Origin of the sequence: Pseudochrobactrum algeriensis (genome assembly GCF_018436245.1) — a bacterium.
In the GTDB taxonomy this organism is placed as follows: Bacteria; Pseudomonadota; Alphaproteobacteria; order Rhizobiales; family Rhizobiaceae; genus Pseudochrobactrum; species Pseudochrobactrum saccharolyticum.
Map to the genome: position 1 here is coordinate 3216608 of NZ_CP075361.1, position 24714 is coordinate 3241321.

Consider the following 24714-nt stretch of genomic DNA (forward strand, 5'->3'; position numbering starts at 1 on the left):
TGGCCTGCTGAATAAATCCGGAGAAAACTGTGGCATATTGGCTGTTTAAATCTGAACCATTCAAATGGTCGTGGGAAATGCAAAAGGCCAAAGGCGCTGTCGGCGAGCAATGGGACGGCGTGCGCAATTATCAGGCACGCAATAATATGCGCGCTATGCAGCTTGGCGATAAAGGCTTTTTCTATCATTCCAATGAAGGACTGGAAGTCGTCGGCATTGTGGAAGTTTGCGCGCTGGCGCATCCTGACAGCACAACGGACGATCACCGCTGGGAATGTGTGGATATCCGCGCCGTCTGCGATATGCCGAAGCCGGTGACACTGAAAGATGTGAAGGTCAATCCGCTGTTGAGCGATATGGCGCTGGTCACATCCATGCGTCTTTCCGTACAGCCGGTTAAAGAAGATGAATGGATCGAGGTCTGCCGGATGGGCGGATTAGATCACACAAAAATCTGAGATCATAAAGATGCAGAACGCAACCCAAACACTATTTCGGAAGCGTTCTGCATTTGCAGTCGCTTATCCTCTGCTTGATCCGGAGCGTCTATGCCCCTCCTGATCCCAGACGCAGACCGCGCAACACAATTCATCCTCCAAAATACCGGCATTCACCACCCGCCCCATGTGCCGGAAATCGCGCTTCATCTTGCCGATGAGGCCCATGAGCTTTGGCACAAGACCGAAGAAGAACTTTCCGAAATCGGATTACCGCCGCCCTATTGGGCTTTCGCATGGGCAGGCGGACAGGGCGTTGCCCGCTATATTCTCGATCATCCACAGGCTGTGCAAAATAAACGCGTACTGGATTTTGCCTCCGGCTCCGGTCTGGTCGGCATTGCAGCCCTTTTGAGCGGAGCAAGTTCTGTAACCACCAATGATATCGATCCTTTTGCCCGCCATGCCATCAACCTGAACAGTGTTTTGAACAAAGTATCCTGTGACTTCAGTGACGCTGATCTGATCGGTCAGGATGTGAGCGGCACCACCGATGTTCTGCTGGCCGGTGATGTTTTTTATGACAAGCCATTGGCCGACCGGCTGATCATCTGGTTTGACATGCTGGCTGCTAAAGGCGTGCAGATTATCGTCGGCGATCCCGGACGGTCTTATCTGCCGCGGCACCGCCTGACAGAGCTGGAAGTCTATTCCGTGCCAGTCACCCGCGCTCTGGAAGATGCAGACGTAAAGCGCACCACCGTCTGGCACTATGGTGAAATAAAAAAGGCGTAGCTGAACGCTACGCCTGATTTGTGTCTTATGCAGCACCTGCACATCGCTTCGCACATTTTTTAGTTTTGTCGCTAAGCGCTATATTTGAGCAATAGTGCTCAAATATAGCGCTTAGCTCCGGCAACACACATCACCACAACACAAGCCACAGCCATCATCGCGATGCTCACCGGTTCGCCAAGCACAAAGGCTGCCAGAGCGAGGCCAAAAAACGGCTGCAATAATTGCAACTGACCCACGCCTGCCGCACCGCCAAGTGCCAGCCCGTGATACCAGAAGAAAAAGCCGATCAGCATACTGAACAGCGATACATATCCCACACCCAGCCATGCAGGCGCTTCAATGGCCGCAAAATTATCCGGCCGCAATGCGACAGCCAGCACCAGCATTACCGGCAGCGCCAATACCAGCGCCCAGCAGATCACCTGCCAGCCACCAATCGTGCGGGACAGCCGCGCACCTTCCGCATAGCCATAGCCGCAGACAATGATCGACAACAGCATCATCACATTGCCATAGAGCGAAAATTCTCCACCCGACTGATCTTTCGCCAAGGCGAAAAATGCCACCGCTGCACTGCCCGCCAGCGAGAACATCCAGAACCTCCATGACGGATTACTGTCTCCCCGCAACACCGCAAAAATTGCAGTACTCAGCGGCAGCAGACCGATAAAGACAATTGCATGGGCAGAGGTCACATATTGCAAAGCCAGCGCCGTAAATAACGGGAACCCGACCACAACACCGCCTGAAACCAGCGCGAGTGAAATCAGCTCAGATGGCGTCGGCAATTTCTCGCGAAATGCCAGCAACAGAGCGCCGCCCAAAAGACCGGCTATGGTCGCCCGCAGCACTGTCAGAAAAACCGGATCAATCTGCAAAACAGCCAAACGTGTTGCAGGCAGAGAGCCGCTGAAAATTAAAACACCTATAAAACCGCTGATCCAGCCAGCACTTTGGCTATCCGCCTGCTTATTCATTTTCACATATTCTCGAAATTTATTGCGTATTTCGCGATAAATATTGATACACAGGCAAAATTGTCAGATACAATTTCAGTACAATTTAAACAAACTGTACTGCTCAATTCGGAGATACAGATGACTTATCATTCCGGATATACAGCGCCGGACGCGCTGCAAACAGCAAGCGATACGGCTGATCAGCTTTCCGTCAGTCAGGAAATTCTGGAAGCGACAACGCTGGTTGAGAAGGTGATGACAATCATCCGCGACCGTATCAGCGCCATGAGCCTGATGCCAGGCGCGCGCCTGCCTTCCATCCGCCGTCTGTCGGAAACCATGTCCATATCCAAATCCACAGTGGTGGAGGCCTATGACCGGCTGGTGGCTGAAGGCATTATTCAGGCGCGGCGCGGTGCCGGTTTTTATGTCGCTGAGAAAAATCATCCGCCGCTCATCAGCTCGGATTTTGCAGACACTCATAACCGCAATATCAATCCCTATTGGGTGATGCGGCAATCACTGAGCAATACAGAAACCACCTTCAGACCGGGTTGCGGCTGGCTGCCGTCAGACTGGCTGCCGGAAGAAGCCATCCGCCGCGCCTTGCGCCAGATCGCCCGCAACCCTGCATCGAATATATCGGAATATGACGAACCGCTCGGCCTGCCGCTGCTGCGCCAGTTGCTCAGCACCCGTCTTCGTGAACAGGGCGTTACAGCAGCCCCGTCACAAATCCTGCTCACCGATTCCGGCACCAATGCACTTGATCTGATCTGCCGTACCTTTATCCGTTCCGGTGATACGGTGCTGATTGATGATCCGTGTTATTTCAATTTCCGTGGCCTGTTACTGGCGCAGGGCGTCAATCTTGTCGGCGTGCCTTACACACCCCAAGGCCCTGATCTGGAAAGCTTCGCACGCCTTTGCACCCAATACCGGCCAAAACTCTATCTCTGCAATTCCGGCATTCACAATCCGACCGGTGCCACCATACAACCGGCAACGGCGCATCGCCTGCTCAAACTTGCCGAACAGCATGATCTGATTCTGGTTGAGGATAATATTTTTGCAGATTTTCATCAGAATCCGCCACCGCTCTTAGCAGAACTCGACGGTCTGGAGCGGGTGATCCATATTGGCAGCTTCTCCAAATCCCTGTCAGCGGCCACCCGTACCGGTTATATTGCCGCGCGTCCTGACTGGCTGGAAAATCTTACCGACATGAAACTGGCGACCAACTTCGCCAGTAATGCACTGTCCTCACAGATCATCTATCAATTGCTGACAGACGGCAGTTACCGCAGCCATATTGAGAAAATCCGCGTCCGGCTGGCAGAATGTCAGACACGGACGCGGCAGAAGCTTCTTAATGCAGGCTTCAAGCTCTGGTGTGAGCCGGTTGGCGGCATGTTTCTCTGGGCGCAATTGCCAGATGATCTGCCGGAGGGTGTGGACAGCGACATGATTGCCAGACGCGCTTTGGATCACAATATCGTTCTGGCGCCCGGTAATATTTTCAGCCAGTCACAAACATGCAGCCGGTTCATGCGCTTTAATGTTGCCCAGTCCGTTCATCCGAAGATTTTCGATACGCTCAGACAAATCATGTATCTGCCTGCGACATGAATGTGAGATAAATCAGCCGCGTCGCACACGGATAACCGTATCTCCCGAAAGATGCGGTAATAAACGCATCATGTCGCGACGGCTCAGAGCAATACAGCCTTCTGTCGGCGTATAGGTTTCCCGTGAAAGATGGAAAAATATCGCGCTGCCGCAGCCTTTTTTGCGCTCGGTAATATTCCAGTCCATGACCACGCAAATATCGTAGAGTTCATCCTTGCGCCACATCTTCTCATGGCTGCGCTTATAGGTGGCTGCGACCGGCCGGTTATAATTGCGGTCATTGGCGGCATCACACCAGCCATCCTGCAGCTGAGTAGCCCGAAAGCGCAATGCTGTTGCCGGCTGATCCCCGATCACCGGTGTCTGACGGCGATATCCGTAAAGCAGACGCATCTGCGTCAAAGGCGTTGCACCATCCCCTTCGCGCTTGCGGGAAGACACGCCGCCCTTGCCCAAAGCACAGCGCAGCACCAGTGGTCCGGCAACCAGATAACCCTGACTGCGATGCCCTGGACGCACATGAACATCCATAACTTTAATCGTGCGGGATGTTTTTCTGCCTGTGTCGCCCTGCATCAGGCCGCTTTGCTTTGCTTCTCTGCCGAGTATCATATGTATAGGCCCCCTCCGGACCGGTTTTGTATGCTATTTTCCGGTAACGCTCTGGAAACACCAGAGAATCATTTCCCATGCCATATATTTACACAGCTAATTTTATTCACATCCATAAACTGATGTCAGATCGCTTAAAAGCAGCATTAAAAGCGTATTTTATAAGGTAAATTTTGTTTCATCTGACCTCTCTTTAGTTTTTCTTCGTTAAATGTCATAAATCACCCATCTTGCTGATGTTCAGCTCCCGTTTTTGAAACCGAATGAGGCAGATATGATCGCCCATACACTTCTGATCGTTGATGATGATGAGGATCTTCGTTCCATCCTGATCGACCAGCTGTCACTTCATCCTGAATTTCAGATCCTGCAGGAAGACACTGCCGGCAAAGCAATTCAGACCGCACGGGCAAATAATATCAGCCTGCTGATTATGGATGTCGGCCTGCCGGATATGGATGGCCGTGATGCCGTCAAACAGCTGCGTGCCGGTGGTTTTACATCACCGATCATCATGCTGACCGGTCACGATACGGATTGCGACACCATTCTGGGCTTTGAGTCCGGTGCCAATGACTATGTGACCAAGCCGTTCCGTTTTGCAGTGCTGCTTGCCCGCATCCGCGCGCAGTTGCGCCAGCATGAACAGAGCGAAGACGCGACCTTTATCGTCGGGCCTTATACATTCAAACCAAGCCAGAAGCTGCTGCTTGACCAGAAAGGCGATAAAATCCGCCTCACTGAAAAAGAAGCGGCAATCATCAAATTCCTTTACCGCGCCGGTGGCGTGGTCGGACGCGATGTCTTGCTGGAAGAAGTCTGGGGCTATAATTCCGGCGTTACCACGCACACGCTGGAAACCCATGTCTATCGCCTGCGTCAGAAAATTGAGCTGGATCCGTCCAATGCCAGCCTGCTGATTACCGAAAGCGGCGGGTATAAACTGGTTCCCTGAGAATGAAGGCAGCCCGGCATTCATTCTGTCCGGGCTGCTTAATATTCTGCATAAAAGATGATTTTATCGAAAACTTTAGATATTTTTCGGTAATTTGGGTTACAGCATAATTCTTCCGGAACAGGACACGATTATTCCCGAGCGGGAACCGGTTCCGGAATAAGGATTATGTGTAAGAAAGAGACATATGGCGCTCGATGATGACATTCAGTTCCTGAGTACGATTGGCCTTTTCGAGGCCTTCTCGGCTCAGCACCTGCGGCTGCTTGCCTTTGGCGCAGAACGCATGGTTCTGCGTACCGGCAGGGAACTGTTTCATGAAGGGCAAAGTGCTGACTGCGCCTATATTGTTGTCAGCGGCAGCATTACCCTTTTTCATGAAGGCAAGCAGGGACGCGTCAATCTGCGCTCAATCAGCACCGGTTCAGTGCTGGGTGAAATGGCACTGATTGCACAGACCAGCCGCCTGACCGGCGCCGTCGCCGATACAGAAACCGAAGTCATCCGTCTCAGCCGCTCCATCTTCCACCGCATTCTGGAAGAATATCCGGAGCTTGCCGCTTCGCTCTATCTGCATATCAGCAATAATCTGAATGAGATGGTCGAGCAGATCGACAAGCTGTCATCCCGTTTTTCCGATTAAAGCATCTCCGGCTTTGCCTGACGTGCTTTAAAGCGGCAATTCGATACGCCGCGTAAGTGCGATTGCGTTCAAAAATACCTCATCATGGCTGGTAATCAGCAATGCGCCTTCATAGGAATTGAGCGCCGTTTCCACCGATTTTAACGCGACAATATCCAGATGATTGGTCGGCTCATCGAGAATAAGCAGTTCCGGCGCCTGAACACCACCCAGAACACAGGCCAAACCTGCCCGCAGCCTCTCACCGCCGCTGAGTTCTCCAACCTTTTGCAAGGCCGCATCAGCACGGAACATGAAGCGCGCCAGTGCGGCGCGGCAATCATTGTCCGTAGCTTCAGGTTGCAGAAGCTTGAAATTATCCCTGATACTCAGATCATCATCCAGCAGGCTCACATGCTGATCCAGCATGGCGTGACGGACATAATATTGTACGCTGCCCTGCTGCGGTGTCAGCTTTCCCGCCAACAGATGCAGCAAAGTCGTTTTTCCTGATCCGTTTGGCCCGCATAATGCAATGCGCTCCGGCCCTGTAATCTGCAAAGACAAATCCTGGAATAGTGGCTGACGATCATTAAAAGCCATTGTCAGATGTTCCGCAACGAGTACCGTTTTCGTTGCCGCAAGACTGAGATTGCCGAGAGCAAAATTCTGCGGGATCAGCCGCTCAAACTTGCTCTGCGCCTCACTCAGTGCCTGCTGGCTGCTTTCTGCCTGCTTTTGCGCCAGTTGATTATTACGACCGCCGGTTGCCTGTGCGCGATCTTCTCTGGCATCCAGCAACAATTTGCTTTGCCCTGCACTAAAACGTGATTTCTTACCGGCAGAATCCCGCTTTTCCTGCCGTTCCCTGATGAGCCGCGCCTGTTTCTCCGCCTGCTTGACGGCTGTTTCCGCCACAACAAGATCATGACGGGCAGCGGCAAGTTCTTCCGCTTTGCGCGTCTCATAAAAATCCCAGTTACCACTATAAGACGACACTCCAATCGGCGTCAGCTCAATAATCCGGTCCATCTCGCGCAATAATGTGCGGTCATGGCTGACCACTAGCGCCCCGCCACGCCAGTTGCGTAGCAGATGCAGCACAGCCTCACGCCCCTGCATGTCCAGATTGTTGGTCGGTTCATCCAGCAGGATCAGATCCGGCTCGTGGAAAATCAGAGCTGCCAGAGCGGCACGGGTTTTCTGCCCGCCGCTCAAACTATCCAGCTGCATTTGCGCGCTGAGTTTTGGCAGTCCCATTTGGGAAAGCGCATCCTCAATCCTGCTTTCCAATGTCCAGTCCGCATCAGCCAGATCATCGTCGCTGCCTTCACCTGCCAGAATACGCGCCTGTGCAGCCAGTTGCGCTGTCACACCAAACAAGTCGGCAATCGCTTCATGCGCTTCATTCGTATTCTGATGCAGGAAGCCGAGCTTGGCATGACTGGTCAGCGAACCACTGGCCGGTGCTGTTTCGCCCGCTATGATACGCAATAAAGTTGATTTACCCGTGCCGTTACGCCCGATCAGACCGGTACGTTCACGGGACAGATGAAGAGAAAGATTTTGGAAAAGACTACGGCCGTCAGGCGTTTGCGCAGAAATATTTTGCAGTGTGTACAGAGTTATCAAGAGCAGCATCCAGTGAAACAACAAAAACATCAGTTAAGAAAAACTGTGCTGTCTGCTTCATTGTGATGAACTCCTCAAATACACTTTTAACCTGCATGAGTAACCGTAACATTTATTTAGATAGGCATCGTGACTTATTCAAGTCACGATGCCTTGAATGTTTCAGTCGAGATCGAAGCGGGCAATAACCGGCACGTGATCGGAAGGACGCTCCCAGCCACGGGCATGGCGCAGAACCTGCAATTCTTTCATATGAGGTTCAAGATCTTTGGAACCCCAGACGTGATCAAGACGACGGCCGCGATCAGATGCATCCCAATCCTTGGCACGATAGCTCCACCAGGTGTAAATTTTCTGATCTGCAGGGATGACCTGCCGCATCAGATCACTCCAGCCGCCTTTCACCCGCAAATCTTCCAGTGTCTCGGTTTCAACCGGCGTATGGCTGACAATTTTCAGCATCTGCTTATGTGACCAGACATCATTTTCCAGCGGTGCAATATTGAGATCGCCCACCAAAATGGAAGAAAAACCATCACCGCGATCTGCCGTTACTGCCCGCATTTCCTCAAGGAAATTCAGCTTATGGGCAAATTTCGGATTGATCGTCACATCCGGCTCATCCCCGCCGGCAGGCACATAGAAATTATGGATGCGGATTGATTTACCACCCGCCTGCACAACACTGCTGAGGTGACGGCAGTCCCCCATATCACAGAAGCCAATAACTTCCGTATTTTCCATCGGCCTGCGCGACAGAGTGGCCACGCCGTGATAGCCCTTCTGACCGCTGATCGCGATATGTTCATAACCGGCATTGCGCAGCTCTTTGAGCGGAAACTGATTATCAGGACATTTGGTTTCCTGCAGACACAACACATCCGGTGTGTGCTTCTCCAGAAAGTCCAGAACCAGCGGCAAACGAAGGCGAACTGAATTGATATTCCAGGTGGCGACGGAAAAACTCATTAAACTGCTCAACGGGCTGAAGGGTAAAAGACAAAACAGGTGAGATCTCACCATAGTTTGCGTAACATAAGCCGCTTATGCAGGATGTGCAAATGCCGGATAAATAAAAAATGCCGCGCTAAAGCAGGCGCGGCATTTTCAATAGTTTTAACAAGGATCAGCGATTTTTGCGCTTCATAGCCAGACGCTGATAGTCAATCTTGAACATATTATCCGCAAAACGCACACCTTTCTGCACGTTGAAGATCATCACAGTGGTATCCTGACGCTGCGCATCAGTAATCGTCCACTGCTTCAGTTCCGCATTGGCCGGATCAAACATCAGCGCGATTGTGGCATCGGCAAAAACCGCTTTGTCGCCCAAAATCATGGTCAGCGCATCCGGTTCGTTTTTCAAACCGCGCAAACGGCCGCCGCCCAGATCAACATGGTCGCTCAACAAGAGTTTCAATGGTGTTTTCGACAGCGGATACAAATCCCATGTATCCAGCTTCTTATTATTGACGACGACAGATTCACCATCGGAAATCACGGTGATCGGCGATTTATCATAGTTGAAACGAATTTTACCCGGACGCTCAATGTAGAATTTACCGCCGGTCTGATCGCCTTTCGGGCCAAACTGCACAAATTCACCTGTCATGGTTTTCACAGCTGTAAACTGATTGGCAATAGCCTGTGCCTGTGCACCACTATTTGCTGATTGCGCCTGCGCAAAACCGGCAGGCAGCAGCACGCCCAGAGCAACGGATGCAACAGTGAGATATTTTACGACCATGAAAGGCAATTTCAGTTTCATCAGAGACATATGCTCCCGTATTCGGTATGACGGTTTTCACCGTGTTCTTTTATCTTTTAAACCGGCAGTTTGACCTGACTGTGGCAGAGCAGGATCAGTAATCATCATCCTGCGTCGGGACAAGAATATCACGTTTGCCCGCATGATTGGCAGGCCCCACAATACCTTCATCTTCCATACGCTCAATGATTGAAGCTGCGCGGTTATAGCCGATGCCGAGACGGCGCTGGATATAGCTTGTTGAAGCCTTTTTATCGCGCAGCACCACGGCTACAGCCTGATCGTAAGGATCATCGGAGTTTTCCAGATTGGACGTACCGGAAGGTGCGGAACCACCCTCGTCCTCATCATCTTCCATAACAGCATCCAGATATTCCGGCACACCCTGCGCTTTAAGGTGCTGAACCACCTGTTCAACTTCATCATCGCCGACAAAAGGCCCGTGAACACGCTGGATACGCCCGCCACCGGCCATAAATAACATATCACCCATACCGAGCAGCTGTTCAGCGCCCTGCTCGCCCAGCACCGTACGGCTGTCGATTTTGGAGGTAACCTGAAACGAAATACGGGTCGGGAAATTCGCTTTAATCGTACCGGTAATCACATCCACCGACGGGCGCTGCGTTGCCATAATAACATGGATACCGGCAGCACGTGCCATCTGCGCCAGACGTTGCACCGCGCCTTCAATATCCTTACCGGCAACCATCATCAGATCAGCCATTTCGTCGATAATCACGACGATATATGGCATTGGCGACAGATCCAGCTCTTCGGTTTCATAAACCGCCTCACCGGTATTGCGATCAAAGCCGGTCTGTACCGTACGGGAAATCTGCTCGCCTTTTTTCTCGGCCAGTGAAACACGGCTGTTGAAACCGTCAATATTGCGAACGCCGACTTTCGACATTTTGCGATAGCGGTCTTCCATCTCGCGCACTGCCCATTTCAGTGCGACAACCGCTTTCTTCGGATCAGTCACAACAGGGGTGAGCAAATGCGGAATCCCGTCATAAACGGAAAGTTCCAGCATTTTCGGATCAATCATAATCAGGCGGCATTCCTGCGGGGTCATGCGATAGACCAGCGACAGGATCATGGTATTAATCGCCACAGATTTACCGGAACCTGTGGTACCGGCTACCAGCACGTGAGGCATTTTGGCGAGATCGGCAATCACCGGTTCGCCATTAATGGTCTTGCCCAGTGCCAGTGCCAGTTTGGTTTTGGTCTGCATGAAATCGCGGCTCGCCAGCATTTCACGCAGGAATACCATTTCACGCTTTGGATTAGGCAGTTCAATACCAATGGCATTGCGCCCCGGCACCACCGCCACACGGGCAGAAATCGCACTCATGGAGCGGGCAATATCATCGGCCAGACCGATCACACGGGAAGATTTAATCCCCGGTGCCGGCTCCAGCTCATACATGGTCACAACCGGACCCGGCTTGACCTGAATAATCTCACCGCGCACGCCGAAATCTTCCAGCACACCTTCCAACACACGGGCATTCTGCTCCAGCGCTTCCTTTGACAATGACGGATCGCGTGCAACCACTTTCGGTTCGCTCAGATAATTGAGATCCGGCAGCATGAAGCGGCCGCCATTATTCACCGGATGCGTTGGTGCGCGGGCTGTCGGAGCTTTGCGTGCCGCCTGCATACGCGGAGCTTGTACAGCAGCAGGTTGCTGCGGCACCGGTGCATCATCATAATCATCATCGTCAAAATGCATGTCATCAACAGCATGACCGGCAGGTTCAAAGCCCGGTTCAAAGCGTTGACCAGCTCCCCGACGCGCAACTGTAACATCACCGAACGGATCATCATCACGGTTGCGTTTGCGCAATGAAGAAGGATTGCGCTTCAGACCAAACATGCGCCGTACCGATGCCTTGGCGCTCAGCATCCAGTGGGATGCAGCACCCAAGGTCGATGCGGACAGAGTTGAGAAGAAGCCCGCGCGAATTTCACCGGTTTCCTCATCATAGTCTTCATCAAAATGATCGTCTGCGACCTGACGTGCTTTGGCGCGGATAGGTTTTGTCAGGCTGCGCTCACGGCCGATCAGGCCGCTGGCAAAGGCGCATAACCACAAAGCCGGAACAGACAAAATAACGGCAATACCAAGTGCAATCACACCGGTAGGGAATTCACCTAAGAACACGCCCGGCACTTTGAGCACCATATCGCCGAACACACCGCCAAGGCCGATCTGCATCGGCCAGCTTTCCGGCGGCGTGACACAGCTGGCAATCGCAGCAAACAGCAATGATGCAAAAAACCATGCGGAAATACGTCGTGCCAAACGGTCAATACGACCATTGACGATCATCAAAATGCCCCAGAAAACCAGCGGCAGCAGCACAACAACACTGGAAAGACCATAAAACTGCATGGCAAGATCGGCAAAAACCGCACCCGGATAGCCTGCAGCATTGGTCACTTCATTGGCAGTCGCATGGCTGAAACTCGGATCAGCCACATTCCATGTGGCAAGTGCGGCAACAGCGCCCGCCACCAAAGCCAGCAGCAACAGGCCGGAGAAAATATCAATCTGACGACGCAGCAAAGCGCTGAGCCTCAGACGTTCTCCCCGAATTTCCTGTTCATCTGGCCCGTAGGACGGTGAATAGCCTTGCCGCATGAAACCTGCCTCAATTTTTTTCACCTGTTTCACCCCGCAGAAATGCGGAAGACAGGTAAATTTTATGAATCGCGTCCGATCATACAATAACGGTAGTTAAGACAGCATTAACCATGAGTCCGTCATTCCTTGACATATTCAGCAGGCTTAAAATACAAAAACACGCCCGTTTTCGGGCGTGTTTCTGTATTTTCACTCTGTTTTGCAGTGCATATCTCAATCGCGGACGCGGATCAGACCTTCCTGCGCCGTAGAAGCAATCAGCACACCGTCACGGGTAAAGATTGAACCACGGTTGAAACCACGTGCACCGGTCGCCATCGGGCTGTCCTGACTATAGAGCAGCCAGTCATTCAGCCGGCACGGATGATGGAACCACATCGAATGATCAAGACTGGCAACCTGCATCCCCGGATCAAACACCGCGCGTCCATGCGCATGAAGCGACGTATCCAGCAAAGTCATGTCTGAGAGATAGGCCAGAATTGCCGCCTGCAAGGCACGGTCATCCGGCACCTCACCACAGGCGCGCACCCAGACATTCTGCTCCGGCGGCAGCGGATCTTTGGTCAGATAATGACTGAGCGATACCGGTTTCATATCAATCGGCTGGTCGCGCTCCAGATATTTGCGCACGGCCTTTGGCGCCATCTGGATATATTGCTCTTTCATATCTTTGATGCTGAGCAGTTTTTCCGGCATCGGCACATGAAGCGGCATCGGAATCTGATGCTCAAGCCCTGCTTCATCAATCTGGAACGAGGCAGACAAAGTAAAAATAGCTTCGCCATGCTGGATCGCAACCACCTGACGGGTCGAGAAACTGGAACCATCACGCAGGCGTTCCACACGATAAATAATCGGAATTGAAGGATCACCGGGGCGCATGAAATAGCCGTGTAGGGAATGGACAAAGCGTCCTTCCTCAACGGTGCGTTGTGCCGCAACCAGCGCCTGACCGATCACCTGTCCGCCAAAAACCCGCTGCCAGCCCACCTGAGGGCTACGTCCGCGAAACAGATTATGTTCTAGCGGTTCCAGATCAAGGATCGACAAAAGTTCTTTCATTGCTTCAGACATAGGAAACTCATTTTCTGCAGTAGCTATACTATGGCTACAACCGGTCGTCTGACGGCGCAAGGGATTGCGGGTAAAAACTGCGGCATTTCCGCTTGAGACAAACCGGCTTAAAGCCTATCTACATCTATGTGTTATAAAGCACGAACTGGTTGAAAGAGAACTGACAGTCCTGCAAACCTGTCGTGCAGAGAAGGAAACCGTCATGGCCAAATCATCTCGCAAATCATCTACGGCTACTGCTGAAGCGGCATCTGCTCCGGTCAAAACAGATGTTCTGATCGCGGGCGCGGGTTATGTGGGGATGACCACGGCAGTTGCCATTAAAACCGGCGCACCTCAGTTGGATGTCACAATCATTGATGCCGCACCGGCCAGTCAGTGGAAAAAAGATCCGCGTGCTTCAGCGATTGCCGCCGCCGCAACCCGTATGCTGGAACAGCTTGGCTGCTGGCAGGCGATCAAACCGGATGCACAGCCGATCAATGACATGGTGATCACCGATTCCCGCGTGTCCGATCCGGTGCGCCCTGTTTTCCTGACCTTTGCCGGTGAAGTAAATCCGGGTGAACCTTTCGCCCATATGGTTGAAAACAAGGTTCTCAATGCCTCGCTCCATGCCAAGGCAGCTGAACTCGGCATTCATGTGATTGAAGGCTGCGGTGTTGACGGTTTTACCACCGAATCCAATGCCGTGACTGTAACACTGGCCGATGGACGCATACTGGAAACAAGACTGCTGGTCGGCGCCGATGGCGTGCGCTCACGCATGCGCGATCAGGCCGGTATCAAAACCGTTCACTGGAGCTATGGTCAGTCCGGCATTGTCTGCAATGTCTCCCATGAGCGTCCGCATGAAGGCCGCGCGATTGAACACTTCCTGCCTGCAGGACCGTTTGCCATTCTGCCGCTCAAAGGCAACCGCTCCTCCCTCGTCTGGGCAGAGCGCACTGAAGATGCAAACCGTCTGGTTGCGCAGGATGACTTCGTGTTTGAGGCTGAACTGGAACAGCGCCTCGGTCATCATCTGGGTGAAATCCGTATTGAAGGCAACAAGCGGGCTTTCCCGCTGGGTCTCACATTGGCGCGTGAATTTGTAAAGCCACGTTTCGCACTGGTCGGTGATGCCGCACACGGTATTCACCCGATTGCCGGACAGGGGCTGAATCTCGGTTTCCGCGATGCGGCAACGCTGGCACAGGTGATTGTTGATACCGAGCGCCTCGGTCTCGATATCGGCTCTTTTGCTGCGTTGGAAAAATACCAGACATGGCGTCGCTTCGACACCGTACAGATGGGCGTCAGCACCGATGTTCTGACCCGATTGTTTTCTAATGACAGTCTGGCACTGCGCACCGTACGTGACATCGGGCTCGGTCTTGTTGACCGCCTGCCGGTGATGAAAAACTATTTCATCAAACAGGCTGCAGGTTTCGGCAAGGAAAACCCGCGCCTGTTACAGGGTGAGGCGATCTGACAAAAATCTGCTTGGATTGCACTGGATAATAGGCACGTCAAAACTATTTCTTTTCATAGAGTCTCAGACACGGGATCAATTAGGAGAGAGACAATGAACCGAACTGCCACGGCCATCTGGAACGGCGACCTGAAAACCGGCACCGGAAAACTGACAACCCAGAGCACCGCACTCAATGAACTGCCTTACAGCTTTAAATCACGGACTGAAAATATACACGGTAATGCAGGCACCAATCCTGAAGAACTGATTGGTGCCGCCCATGCCGGTTGTTTTGCCATGATGCTGTCGTCCCTGCTTTCCACCAATGGCACACCACCAACGGAATTACAGGCAACCGCGACCATCAGCACCGTTCCGAATGAAGGCGGCGGTTTTTCCATTGCCAAAAGCGATCTGACCTTGCGCGCACGTGTTGCCAATATTTCGGAAGCTGATTTTCAGAAACTGGCCAAACAAGCCAAAGAAAATTGCCCCGTCTCCCGCGCTTTGAATGCGCTGGAAATCAATCTCACGGCCACATTGCTTTAAATCTGAGTACAATTAAAAAAAGCCGCAGATTTGATCTGCGGCTTTTTTCTTTCAAGCGCAGCCCGAAAAGTGTGAAGCGGTTTTCGGAATAAGATGCGCGTCAAATCATATAAAAAGAGCGGTTCTATCGATTAGCATTAACTGGAACCGCTCTAAGCGGGCATATGACAGACAACTTCTATCATATGCCCGTCAGGATCTTTTACCAACGCACTGTAATAATCGGCATGATAATTCGGGCGTAAAACCGGTGCGCTGTGCTCAACACCGCCTGCACTGAGTGCTGCCTGATAAAAGCGCTCAACCTCGCCACGTGTACCTGCCAGAAATGCCAGATGCATCTGCCCCTGATAGGCAGAACCTTTTTGCGAGCCGATCCAGAATTCCGGCTTGCCATGACGGCCATAACCCTGCCAGTTGCCGAATTCCGTGACAGCATCAATGCCCAGTGGTGCCAAAGCAGCAGAGTAAAAAGCCCGCGCCTTATCTTTATTGGTGACCATAAATCCGATCTGATCCAGCATAGCGGCCTCCGCCAAAGATTACACAACTTATGCAAACACGAAACGCTGACAGCGCGTAAGAGTTGCAGACTAAAGCATAAAAATTTAAGCGCGCTTAATCAGGCAGATTTATGAAGCCAATAAAAAAGGCACCGCGAACGGTGCCTTTTCTGGATAAATACTTGAGCAGCTTATACGCGGCGCTCAACCATCATCTTTTTGATTTCGCCGCCATGAGGCGTGGAAGCCGCAGGCTGACAGGGAAACAAGAAAAAAGCGATTGCCGCGATTACACGCGGCGCTCAACCATCATTTTCTTGATTTCGGCAATCGCCTTCGCAGGGTTCAGGCCTTTAGGGCATGTCTGCGCACAGTTCATGATTGTGTGGCAGCGATAAAGACGGAACGGATCTTCGAGATTGTCGAGACGTTCGCCTTTTGCTTCATCGCGGCTATCAATCAACCAGCGATAAGCCTGCAGCAATACGGCAGGTCCGAGATACCGATCACCGTTCCACCAGTAGCTCGGGCACGAAGTCGAGCAGCAGGCACAGAGAATGCACTCATAAAGGCCGTCCAGTTTAGCGCGGTCTTCATGGCTCTGCAGCCACTCTTTCTGCGGCTCAGGCGAAACCGTTTTCAGCCATGGCTCAATGGAGCGGTGCTGCGCATAGAAATGGCTGAGATCAGGCACCAGATCCTTCACAACCGGCATATGCGGCAGAGGATAGATCTTAACAGTGCCTTTGATGTCTTCCATGCCTTTAGTACATGCAAGCGTATTCGAACCATCAATATTCATGGCGCAGGAGCCGCAAATACCTTCACGGCAGGAGCGCCGCAGCGTCAGCGTCGGATCAATCTTGTTCTTGATATACAGAAGTGCATCGAGAACCATCGGGCCGCAATCATCAAGATCGACATAAAATGTGTCGAGACGCGGGTTCTGACCGTCATCCGGCGACCAGCGGTAAATCTTGAATTCACGCAGGTTCGTTGCACCCGCAGGCTTGTCCCAGACTTTGCCGGGACGGATCTGCGAATTCTTGGGAAGTGCCAGTTCTACCATTGCTCTTTCCCCAATCCTTAGTAAACACGCGCTTTAGGCGCAATTTTAGCGAGGCTGATACCACCGTCTTCTTCCTTGACCAGCGGGTCAAGATGAACTGGGCGGCTGCCAAGCGTAACTTTACCGTCTTCTGAGAGCCAGGACAGCGAATGCTTGCGCCAGTTCACGTCATCACGGTTCGGGAAATCCTCATGGGCATGGGCGCCACGGCTTTCCTTACGGGCTTCAGCGGCCACAACAGTGGTCATCGCATTGGCCATCAGGTTTTCCAGCTCCAGCGTTTCCATCAGATCGGAGTTCCAGATCAATGAGCGATCAGTCACTTTAATATCCGGCATTTCTTTCCAGATCGCGGCCATACGTTCACAACCCTGTTTCAGGGATTCTGAGGTACGGAACACTGCAGCATCTTCCTGCATGGTGCGCTGCATTTTTTCACGCAGAACAGCAGTCGGTGTGCCGCCGTCAGCAAAACGCAGACGGTCAAAACGTTCCATGATCTTATCGCAAGCTGCGAGATTGAGATCAGGAATTTTTGCAGCGCGGTCAATCACTTCACCGGCGCGGATTGCAGCCGCACGGCCGAATACCACGAGATCGATCAGCGAGTTTGAACCGAGACGGTTTGCACCATGCACAGACGCACAACCGGCTTCACCCACAGCCATCAGACCAGGCTGTACGCGATCAGGGTTCTCTTCCGTCGGGTTCAGCGCTTCGCCCCAATAGTTGGTCGGCACGCCGCCCATATTGTAGTGAACTGTCGGCAGAACCGGGATAGGCTCTTTGGTCAGATCAACACCGGCGAAAATCTTGGCGCTTTCCGAAATACCCGGCAGACGCTCATGCAGAATTGCCGGATCCAGATGATCCAGATGCAGATAGATGTGATCTTTGTTCTTGCCAACGCCGCGGCCTTCACGGATCTCAATGGTCATGCAGCGGGACACAACGTCACGCGATGCCAGATCTTTGGCGGAAGGTGCATAACGCTCCATGAAGCGCTCGCCTTCGGAGTTAACCAGATACCCGCCTTCACCGCGTGCGCCTTCAGTAATCAGGCAGCCTGCGCCGTAAATACCGGTCGGGTGGAACTGAACGAATTCCATATCCTGCAGCGGCAGACCGGCACGTGCAACCATACCGCCGCCATCGCCGGTGCAGGTATGGGCAGAAGTTGCCGAGAAATACGAACGACCGTAACCGCCGGTGGCCAGAACGACCATTTTGGCGGAGAAACGGTGAATTGTACCGTCATCGAGGTTCCAAGCCACAACACCGGTGCAAACACCGTCAGTCATGATCAGATCAAGCGCGAAATATTCGATAAAGAACTGCGCATTGTTCTTGAGCGACTGGCCGTAAAGCGTGTGCAGAATAGCGTGACCGGTACGGTCAGCAGCAGCACAGGTACGCTGTACCGGAGGGCCGTCACCGAAGTTCTGCATATGGCCGCCGAACGGACGCTGATAGATTTTGCCTTCCTCTGTACGGGAGAACGGCACGCCGTAATGTTCCAGCTCATAAACCGCCGCAGGCGCTTCACGGGCCAGATACTCCATAGCGTCTGTATCACCGAGCCAGTCGGAGCCTTTAACAGTGTCATACATATGCCACTGCCAGCTATCCGGTCCCATATTGGAAAGCGAAGCAGCAATACCGCCCTGCGCTGCAACCGTATGGGAGCGCGTCGGGAAAACCTTGGTAATACAGGCTGTTTTAAAGCCCTGCTCTGCCATACCCAGTGTTGCACGCAAACCTGCACCACCGGCACCGACAACCACAACGTCAAATTTGTGATCGACAAAGGTGTATTTGCTGCCGTTAGCAGCTGTGTCTTTAGTTGTTGCCATTTGGCCTATCAACCTCCGAAGCTGAGCTTGAGGATTGCAAATACACTCGCGCCGCCAACAACAATCGCAAAGAAGGTGTTGAGCATAACGCAAACAATCTTCAGGCCTTCGCCGTGAATATAATCTTCGATAATAACCTGCATGCCCAGACGCATGTGATAAACACCGGTCAGAACAAACAGCGCCATCACAATCGCATTAAACGGATGGGCGATTGCAGCGCGGACTTCTGCATAATCTGCACCATTGAGGCAGATAATCAGGCCGATGAAATAAATCACCAGCGGCACAAGTGCGACAGCACTCATACGCTGTGTCCAGAAATGACCGGTGCCTTCCTTGGCGGAACCAAGGCCGCGAACCTTACCCAGAGGGGTGCGCATATCTTGCATATATCAGTCCTCTCAGCGCAGGCTGTAAGCCACAACCCAGATCAGGATTGTCGCAACAACTGAAAACACCACCGTGGCCCAGGCCATTTTGCTGGCGGTGTGTTTTTCGAGGCCTGCGCCCATATCCCAGATGAAATGGCGGATACCGCCCGCCAGATGCTGCATCAAAGCCCATGTGTAGCCGAACAGCACAAGCTGTCCTACCCAGGAGCCGAACAGGCCATTAATGAGATTGAAGCAATCTTCACTGACGGCTGCGGAAATCAGCCATACGGCAAGCAATACAGTGCCGAAATAAAGAGCGCCGCCGGTAATACGGTGAATAATCGACGTCGTCATCGTGATTGCCGGTTTATAAATCGACAAATGCGGTGACAGCGGGCGCTGGCTTTTGACTATTGGTCTTGTTGTCATAGCTATCCTGGTAAATGTTACCGATAAACAGGCCTTGCTAAACATACCGGCAATCCGGCAAAATCTATGGTCTGTTCATGCCCAACAGAGTTTATATCTATGATGAACCTGCGCCCAGCATAGATATAAACTCTGTCATTTTAACATGCTGCGCAATTCTTGAAGCTTCACAGGCTCAGGAGCCGCGCAGTAGAGCGAATACGGCCAAGATCGTTTAAAGGACGACCATGTTAGGGCTTATCTACTGTGCTTTTGTCACCACGTCAAAGTCACAACCATGCGACCAGCCATGCAATTAGTCGCACCTGAGCAAGGAGAGGACGTTTTAAACGGTTTTATGCGGCCTATTACCTGACATCCGCGATAAAAATAAAATCCGGCGGCGTTTAAATTGTCCTGATTATGAGCCGCTGGACAGTGTTTCAACAGGTTTACTGAAGATGTGGTGCAAAACGAATCACAAAACTGCTCCAGTCGGCAGTTGCAGCCACCTGCTCATAGAGCTTGCGACCATCTTCCGGCTGACGCGGTGCATTGAGTGCCAGCTTGCTCCATGAGCGCTCTTCAGCCTTATCGGCCAGCACATCAATCAAAGCCTTGGCGATACCTTTTTTGCGGTGCTCGTGATGGACGTAAATATGATCCACCTGCCCTGCGCGCATACCCGATACCGGCTCCGGCAGATCGTAGAAAATCACAAAACCAACCAGCACGCCGTCGAGCCGTGCACCGAGCAATTCGGCACTGCGATCCTGCAGCAGCTTTTCCGCATAATATTCATCCGGACGGCGTGGTGCACCGCGCTTCAGCGCCTGCGCATAATCGGCTAGCAAAGGGGCAAGCTCACGGGCATCACGTAAGTGAAGCAATGAAATATCAATAGCGTGATCCTGTGTCATGATAGTTTCCCCATTGAGACTACGAAGCAGAGTAACTGCTTCTTTTAAAAACACCAGTCTAATCAGTGCTGTTTAGCTGAAAAGAAAAAACCGCCCATTGATCTTACGCAATGAGCGGGTTTTTTCTTAGGATCCCGAATTAATACCTGAATCAAAAAGCGACAGGCGCAAGCGAAAATGGTGATTTGCGAGCATCGGAACGGAGCGTACCTCTGCATAATCCTTTCATCATACGATGAAAGATAAGATTATGCAGCAACTAAAGATCATGGCGTCCTTTGCACGTCCTACGGACGTGCGGCGCCATGTGTACGTGAGTACCGAAGCACAGAAATTTGCCATTTGCAGCCAAGCATGGCGACTTTTAAATCAGCTATTTAGTTCCAGTCGCGGATATCAACAAAATGCCCTGCCACAGCTGCTGCCGCTGCCATTGCTGGCGACACCAGATGAGTACGGCCTTTAAAGCCCTGACGGCCTTCAAAGTTACGGTTAGAGGTCGATGCGCAACGCTCACCCGGCTTCAGACGGTCATCATTCATTGCCAGACACATCGAACAACCCGGCTCACGCCAGTCAAAGCCTGCTTCGATAAAAATCTTATCCAGACCTTCAGCTTCAGCCATTTCTTTTACAAGGCCGGAACCCGGAACAATCATCGCATTAACAGTGGAGGCAACTTTCTTGCCTTCAACCATGCGCGCAGCATCGCGCAGATCTTCAATACGGCCATTGGTGCAGGAGCCGATAAAGACGCGATCAATCGCGATATCTGTGATCTTGGTGCCAGGTTTCAGATCCATATATTCCAGCGCACGCCACTTTGATGAACGCTTGGTGTCGTCCTGAATATCATCCGGATTAGGCACTACATCGGTCACGAAAACCACATCTTCCGGTGAAGAGCCCCATGTGACAACCGGCGAGATTTCAGCGGCATCAAGGGTCACAATCTTATCGAAATGCGCGCCTTCATCGGAACTCAGCGTCTTCCAGTAAGCCAGTGCCTGTTCAAACTGCTCACCTTTTGGCGCGCGCGGCTTGCCACGGATATAATCAAAAGTTGTCGCATCAGGCGCGATCAGACCAGCGCGTGCACCGCCTTCAATCGACATGTTACAGACCGTCATACGGCCTTCCATGGTCAAAGAGGTGATTGCATCGCCGGCATATTCGATCACATAGCCGGTACCGCCGGCAGTGCCGATTTTACCGATGATCGCCAGTGTAATGTCTTTCGCAGTCACACCTGCTGCCAGTTTGCCATCCACACGCACCAGCATGTTTTTAGCTTTTTTCTGGATCAGGGTCTGGGTGGCCAGTACGTGCTCCACTTCGGATGTACCGATACCATGCGCCAGCGAACCGAAAGCGCCGTGGGTAGAAGTGTGGCTGTCGCCGCAAACAATCGTCATGCCCGGCAGGGTGAAGCCCTGTTCAGGACCAACAATATGCACAACGCCCTGACGCTTATCGCGCTCGGAATAATATTCAACGCCGAACTCGGCCGCATTTTTGGCCAGAGCTTCAACCTGAATACGGCTTTCTTCATTCTTGATGCCATTCACACGATCTGCCGAAGTCGGCACGTTATGGTCAACAACAGCAAGGGTGCGTTCCGGATGGCGCACTTTGCGGCCAGCCATACGCAGACCTTCAAAAGCCTGAGGGCTGGTCACTTCATGCACAAGATGGCGATCAATATAAAGCAGGCAGGTACCGTCATCCTGCTGATCTACCAGATGATCGTCCCAGATCTTGTCATAGAGTGTACGCGGCGCGCTCATGGCTCTTAGTATCCTTTGCAAGCGTTCTGCAGCCATTACCTCCCGGCAATCACAGGACCACAGAACCGATATGATTATGGTTCATATGCACCCGCTATGCGATTTCGTCAAGAAATGACAAGCGGAACAGGGTGTCGCAGCAAGATTATTACCCAAGCGGCATTTAATCTTTGCAAATAGAAAAAGGGCGACCCTGAGGCCGCCCTTATCCCTGGAAATTTTATAATCGCAGAAAGATGCAGAAAATTATTCTGCAGCTGCCTTGGCAGCAGCATCACGCTCAGCAGCGCGCTTGTCTGCTTCACGTTCAGCTTTCGAACGATTGTCTTTTTTCTCAACGATACGGGCAGCCTTACCGGTAAGGCCACGAAGGTAATAAAGTTTCGCACGACGGACTTTACCGCGGCGAACAACTTCAACGCCTTCAACCAGCGGAGAATAAACAGGGAATACGCGCTCTACGCCTTCGCCGTAAGAAATCTTACGAACGGTGAAGCTTTCCTGCAGACCTGCGCCCGAACGGCCGATGCAAACGCCTTCGTAAGCCTGTACACGGGTACGGGTACCTTCAGTTACGCGTACGAGAACGCGAACTGTGTCACCGGCGTCGAAATCTGGCAGAACGCGCTTTTCAGCAATCTTTGCAATCTGTTCAGCTTCAAGCTGCTTAATAATGTTCATAGTTTTAATCCTTCTGATTCTTCTCGAACAGTCAGAGCGCTATCACTTGCAAAACAGTCTTTGCCGTCATGCTATGCCGTTAAGGCAGGAGCGGTTTCACTACTCATTGATTTCAGGTCAACGAAAATCGGATTTCAGGAAATCCCGAAATGTGAGGCGGCAATACACCATTACCGCCTGTGAATCAACTCAACTCTGCAAGAAGTTCTGATTCAATTACGCCCGATACGCCCCAGATGCGTATCCTGAAAAGAGGACCCATATTTCAGCCCGTAGCCCAGCATCCGGTCAAAAGCGATATGGGCAGTCCAGATCAGCACATAAGGCCACAACCATTGCTGCCCTGAGACATACATCAGCAGACCAAGCGCGGCCACACTCAGAAAACTGTGACCGGCATTATAGACCAGCGCACCGATACGGTTGCCAAATACATAGCCTGCCATAGTAATGTCAGGCACCAGAAACAACAGCGCAAACCACCACCAGCCCTCACCGCTTTGCGCATAAAACCCCAGAGTAATCAGCAAAATAGCTGCATATTCCGCACGTCTCAGAATCTGCATTATTTACTCCTGTTCTGATAGGCCTCCCACAAATCGGGGCGGCGCTCACTGGTAATGCGTTTGGCTTCGTCCAGCCGCCACTGATCAACAGCCTTATGATTGCCGGAGGTCAGCACCGCAGGGATCGAGCGCCCTTCCCATTCCTGCGGACGGGTATAATGCGGATGCTCCAGCAGGCCGGTTTCAAAACTCTCGGTTTCACCGGATTCATGATTGCCCATCACACCCGGAATCAGGCGGACAATCGCGTCAAGCAGCACCAGCGCACCGGTTTCACCGCCGGAGAGAATATAATCCCCGACAGAGACTTCCATGAGATTTCGCGCTTCGATAACACGCTCATCCACTCCCTCAAAGCGCCCGCAGAGAATCACTGCGCCGTCGCCGCTTGCCAATTCACGCACCAGATCCTGTGTCAGCGGCCGCCCACGCGGGCTCATCAGAATACGCGGGCGATTATCCTGCTCCACACTATCCAGCGCTCTGGCCACGACATCCGGCTTCATCACCATACCCGCGCTGCCGCCAGCCGGTGTGTCATCAACCATCCGGTGTTTATCGAGCGCAAAATCTCTGATCTGGACGGTTTCAAGCTGCCATTTATCATCGCGCAAGGCGCGCCCTGCAAGGGCAGCGCCCAGCGGCCCCGGAAACATCTCAGGATAAAGGGTCAGGACAGATGCTTTGAAACTCATTACCGCGCCCATCCGTCATCATCAGTCTCAGGTGCCTCAGGCTCATCACCCTCTTCATCCGCAGAGGCTGAACCATCATCAACAAGACCTGCCGCCAGCGGATCAATCAGAATGGCACCTTCTTCCATCAGAATTTCCGGTACAGAAGTCAGTGTGAACGGGATCATAACCGGCTTTTTGCCGCTTTCCTTAATCTCCAGCACATCACCGCCGCCGAAATTAAACACGGCAGAGACTTTACCATAGGACACGCCTGCGCTGTCGCGCACGGCAAGGCCGATCAGATCAGTATAATAAAACTCGTCCTCATCAAGATCCTGCGGCAGCTGCGCATGATCGACATAGAGCTCTTTGCCATTCAGCGCTTCCGCCGCATTGCGATCCTCAACACCGGCAAAGCGCACCACGACTACGGTTTTACTCGGGCGGATCGATAGCACTTCATAGCTTTTACCGGATGCATCATAAAGCAGACCATAGGAGCCCAGATCCATAGGGTCGCCCGTATAGGTTTTAACGCGCACTTCCCCTTTGATGCCATGGGCAGCGCCGATAACGGCGAGCTGAACCGGATTATCAAGATTTGCAACCCGCACCGGACTGCCTTTTTTCTGAGAAGACATGAAAAACCTTAAACTGTGGCGGCAACGGTTCCGTAACCTCGCCGTGAGAAACTCTATTTTTATTAAGATAACCGGATTACAG

The 24714-nt window shown here is 52.3% G+C and carries 25 protein-coding genes; 7 read left to right on the top strand and 18 right to left on the bottom strand.

Annotated features, from left to right (window positions below; genetic code table 11):
• Nucleotides 1–29: 29 nt before the first annotated feature.
• Nucleotides 30–458 (top strand): EVE domain-containing protein, encoded by a 429-nt coding sequence (locus KHQ09_RS17005; protein WP_022709673.1) that lies wholly within the window; start codon nucleotides 30–32, stop codon nucleotides 456–458.
• 90 nt (nucleotides 459–548) lie between these two features.
• Nucleotides 549–1232 (top strand): class I SAM-dependent methyltransferase, encoded by a 684-nt coding sequence (locus KHQ09_RS17010; protein WP_213599507.1) that lies wholly within the window; start codon nucleotides 549–551, stop codon nucleotides 1230–1232.
• Nucleotides 1233–1330: 98 nt separating this feature from the next.
• Here the strand turns inward: KHQ09_RS17010 and KHQ09_RS17015 are convergent, their stop codons facing one another.
• A complete protein-coding gene (locus KHQ09_RS17015) occupies nucleotides 1331–2212 on the bottom strand; it encodes a DMT family transporter (protein ID WP_116088596.1) in 882 nt (293 codons plus the stop codon).
• 237 nt (nucleotides 2213–2449) lie between these two features.
• Between KHQ09_RS17015 and KHQ09_RS17020 the strand changes: the two genes are divergently transcribed.
• Complete coding sequence (locus KHQ09_RS17020) at nucleotides 2450–3823, top strand: aminotransferase-like domain-containing protein (RefSeq protein ID WP_238481757.1); 1374 nt, start codon at nucleotides 2450–2452, stop codon at nucleotides 3821–3823.
• A 12-nt stretch (nucleotides 3824–3835) separates the two neighbouring features.
• Here the strand turns inward: KHQ09_RS17020 and KHQ09_RS17025 are convergent, their stop codons facing one another.
• Nucleotides 3836–4399, bottom strand: a complete 564-nt coding sequence (locus KHQ09_RS17025; RefSeq protein ID WP_213600075.1) for a L,D-transpeptidase family protein — start codon at nucleotides 4397–4399, stop codon at nucleotides 3836–3838.
• A 310-nt stretch (nucleotides 4400–4709) separates the two neighbouring features.
• Between KHQ09_RS17025 and KHQ09_RS17030 the strand changes: the two genes are divergently transcribed.
• Nucleotides 4710–5390, top strand: a complete 681-nt coding sequence (locus tag KHQ09_RS17030; RefSeq protein WP_028233341.1) for a response regulator transcription factor — start codon at nucleotides 4710–4712, stop codon at nucleotides 5388–5390.
• A 187-nt stretch (nucleotides 5391–5577) separates the two neighbouring features.
• Nucleotides 5578–6033, top strand: a complete 456-nt coding sequence (locus KHQ09_RS17035) for a cyclic nucleotide-binding domain-containing protein (protein ID WP_022709734.1) — start codon at nucleotides 5578–5580, stop codon at nucleotides 6031–6033.
• 27 nt (nucleotides 6034–6060) lie between these two features.
• Here KHQ09_RS17035 and KHQ09_RS17040 read toward each other — a convergent pair whose 3' ends face one another.
• The 5 genes from KHQ09_RS17040 to tesB form a co-directional block, all read right to left on the bottom strand.
• Entirely contained in the window at nucleotides 6061–7653 is a 1593-nt protein-coding gene (locus KHQ09_RS17040) for an ABC-F family ATP-binding cassette domain-containing protein (RefSeq protein WP_213600076.1), read from the bottom strand.
• 153 nt (nucleotides 7654–7806) lie between these two features.
• A complete protein-coding gene (locus tag KHQ09_RS17045) occupies nucleotides 7807–8613 on the bottom strand; it encodes an exodeoxyribonuclease III (protein WP_116088598.1) in 807 nt (268 codons plus the stop codon).
• Nucleotides 8614–8770: 157 nt separating this feature from the next.
• Nucleotides 8771–9412, bottom strand: coding sequence for an outer membrane lipoprotein carrier protein LolA (locus tag KHQ09_RS17050; protein ID WP_238481679.1), 642 nt, complete (start codon nucleotides 9410–9412; stop codon nucleotides 8771–8773).
• Nucleotides 9413–9506: 94 nt separating this feature from the next.
• Nucleotides 9507–12065, bottom strand: coding sequence for an FtsK/SpoIIIE family DNA translocase (locus KHQ09_RS17055; RefSeq protein WP_213600077.1), 2559 nt, complete (start codon nucleotides 12063–12065; stop codon nucleotides 9507–9509).
• 216 nt (nucleotides 12066–12281) lie between these two features.
• Nucleotides 12282–13145: an acyl-CoA thioesterase II gene (gene tesB, locus KHQ09_RS17060; RefSeq protein WP_033315854.1), complete on the bottom strand. Its 864-nt coding sequence runs from the start codon at nucleotides 13143–13145 to the stop codon at nucleotides 12282–12284.
• Between the two features lie 202 nt (nucleotides 13146–13347).
• Between tesB and KHQ09_RS17065 the strand changes: the two genes are divergently transcribed.
• On the top strand, nucleotides 13348–14619 hold the full coding sequence (locus tag KHQ09_RS17065) for a ubiquinone biosynthesis hydroxylase (protein WP_213599511.1): 1272 nt from the start codon (nucleotides 13348–13350) through the stop codon (nucleotides 14617–14619).
• Between the two features lie 93 nt (nucleotides 14620–14712).
• A complete protein-coding gene (locus tag KHQ09_RS17070; protein WP_213599513.1) occupies nucleotides 14713–15150 on the top strand; it encodes an OsmC family protein in 438 nt (145 codons plus the stop codon).
• A 152-nt stretch (nucleotides 15151–15302) separates the two neighbouring features.
• Here the strand turns inward: KHQ09_RS17070 and KHQ09_RS17075 are convergent, their stop codons facing one another.
• From KHQ09_RS17075 to rimM, 11 genes are all read right to left on the bottom strand, one after another.
• A complete protein-coding gene (locus tag KHQ09_RS17075; RefSeq protein ID WP_122093025.1) occupies nucleotides 15303–15674 on the bottom strand; it encodes a VOC family protein in 372 nt (123 codons plus the stop codon).
• A gap of 268 nt (nucleotides 15675–15942) precedes the next feature.
• A complete protein-coding gene (locus KHQ09_RS17080; RefSeq protein WP_022709743.1) occupies nucleotides 15943–16722 on the bottom strand; it encodes a succinate dehydrogenase iron-sulfur subunit in 780 nt (259 codons plus the stop codon).
• Nucleotides 16723–16739: 17 nt separating this feature from the next.
• Nucleotides 16740–18575, bottom strand: coding sequence for a succinate dehydrogenase flavoprotein subunit (gene sdhA / locus KHQ09_RS17085; protein WP_121992197.1), 1836 nt, complete (start codon nucleotides 18573–18575; stop codon nucleotides 16740–16742).
• Nucleotides 18576–18583: 8 nt separating this feature from the next.
• Entirely contained in the window at nucleotides 18584–18967 is a 384-nt protein-coding gene (gene sdhD, locus KHQ09_RS17090) for a succinate dehydrogenase, hydrophobic membrane anchor protein (protein WP_022709745.1), read from the bottom strand.
• A 12-nt stretch (nucleotides 18968–18979) separates the two neighbouring features.
• Nucleotides 18980–19381 (bottom strand): succinate dehydrogenase, cytochrome b556 subunit, encoded by a 402-nt coding sequence (sdhC, locus tag KHQ09_RS17095; RefSeq protein WP_213599515.1) that lies wholly within the window; start codon nucleotides 19379–19381, stop codon nucleotides 18980–18982.
• A gap of 431 nt (nucleotides 19382–19812) precedes the next feature.
• Complete coding sequence (locus tag KHQ09_RS17100) at nucleotides 19813–20280, bottom strand: GNAT family N-acetyltransferase (protein ID WP_022709747.1); 468 nt, start codon at nucleotides 20278–20280, stop codon at nucleotides 19813–19815.
• A 377-nt stretch (nucleotides 20281–20657) separates the two neighbouring features.
• The gene (leuC, locus tag KHQ09_RS17105) at nucleotides 20658–22067 is read right to left on the bottom strand and encodes a 3-isopropylmalate dehydratase large subunit (RefSeq protein ID WP_213599517.1); all 1410 of its coding nucleotides are present in this window, start codon (nucleotides 22065–22067) and stop codon (nucleotides 20658–20660) included.
• 246 nt (nucleotides 22068–22313) lie between these two features.
• Nucleotides 22314–22748 carry a 50S ribosomal protein L19 gene (gene rplS / locus KHQ09_RS17110; protein ID WP_022709749.1) on the bottom strand — a complete coding sequence of 145 codons (435 nt, stop codon included), beginning with the start codon at nucleotides 22746–22748 and terminating at the stop codon, nucleotides 22314–22316.
• A 212-nt stretch (nucleotides 22749–22960) separates the two neighbouring features.
• Nucleotides 22961–23314 carry a DUF4260 domain-containing protein gene (locus KHQ09_RS17115; RefSeq protein ID WP_213599519.1) on the bottom strand — a complete coding sequence of 118 codons (354 nt, stop codon included), beginning with the start codon at nucleotides 23312–23314 and terminating at the stop codon, nucleotides 22961–22963.
• Nucleotides 23314–24009: a tRNA (guanosine(37)-N1)-methyltransferase TrmD gene (gene trmD / locus KHQ09_RS17120; protein WP_213599521.1), complete on the bottom strand. Its 696-nt coding sequence runs from the start codon at nucleotides 24007–24009 to the stop codon at nucleotides 23314–23316. Before trmD ends, KHQ09_RS17115 begins: the two co-directional genes overlap by 1 nt.
• Nucleotides 24009–24632 carry a ribosome maturation factor RimM gene (rimM, locus tag KHQ09_RS17125; RefSeq protein WP_213599523.1) on the bottom strand — a complete coding sequence of 208 codons (624 nt, stop codon included), beginning with the start codon at nucleotides 24630–24632 and terminating at the stop codon, nucleotides 24009–24011. The genes trmD and rimM overlap by 1 nt, the downstream gene beginning before the upstream one ends.
• Nucleotides 24633–24714: the final 82 nt, after the last annotated feature.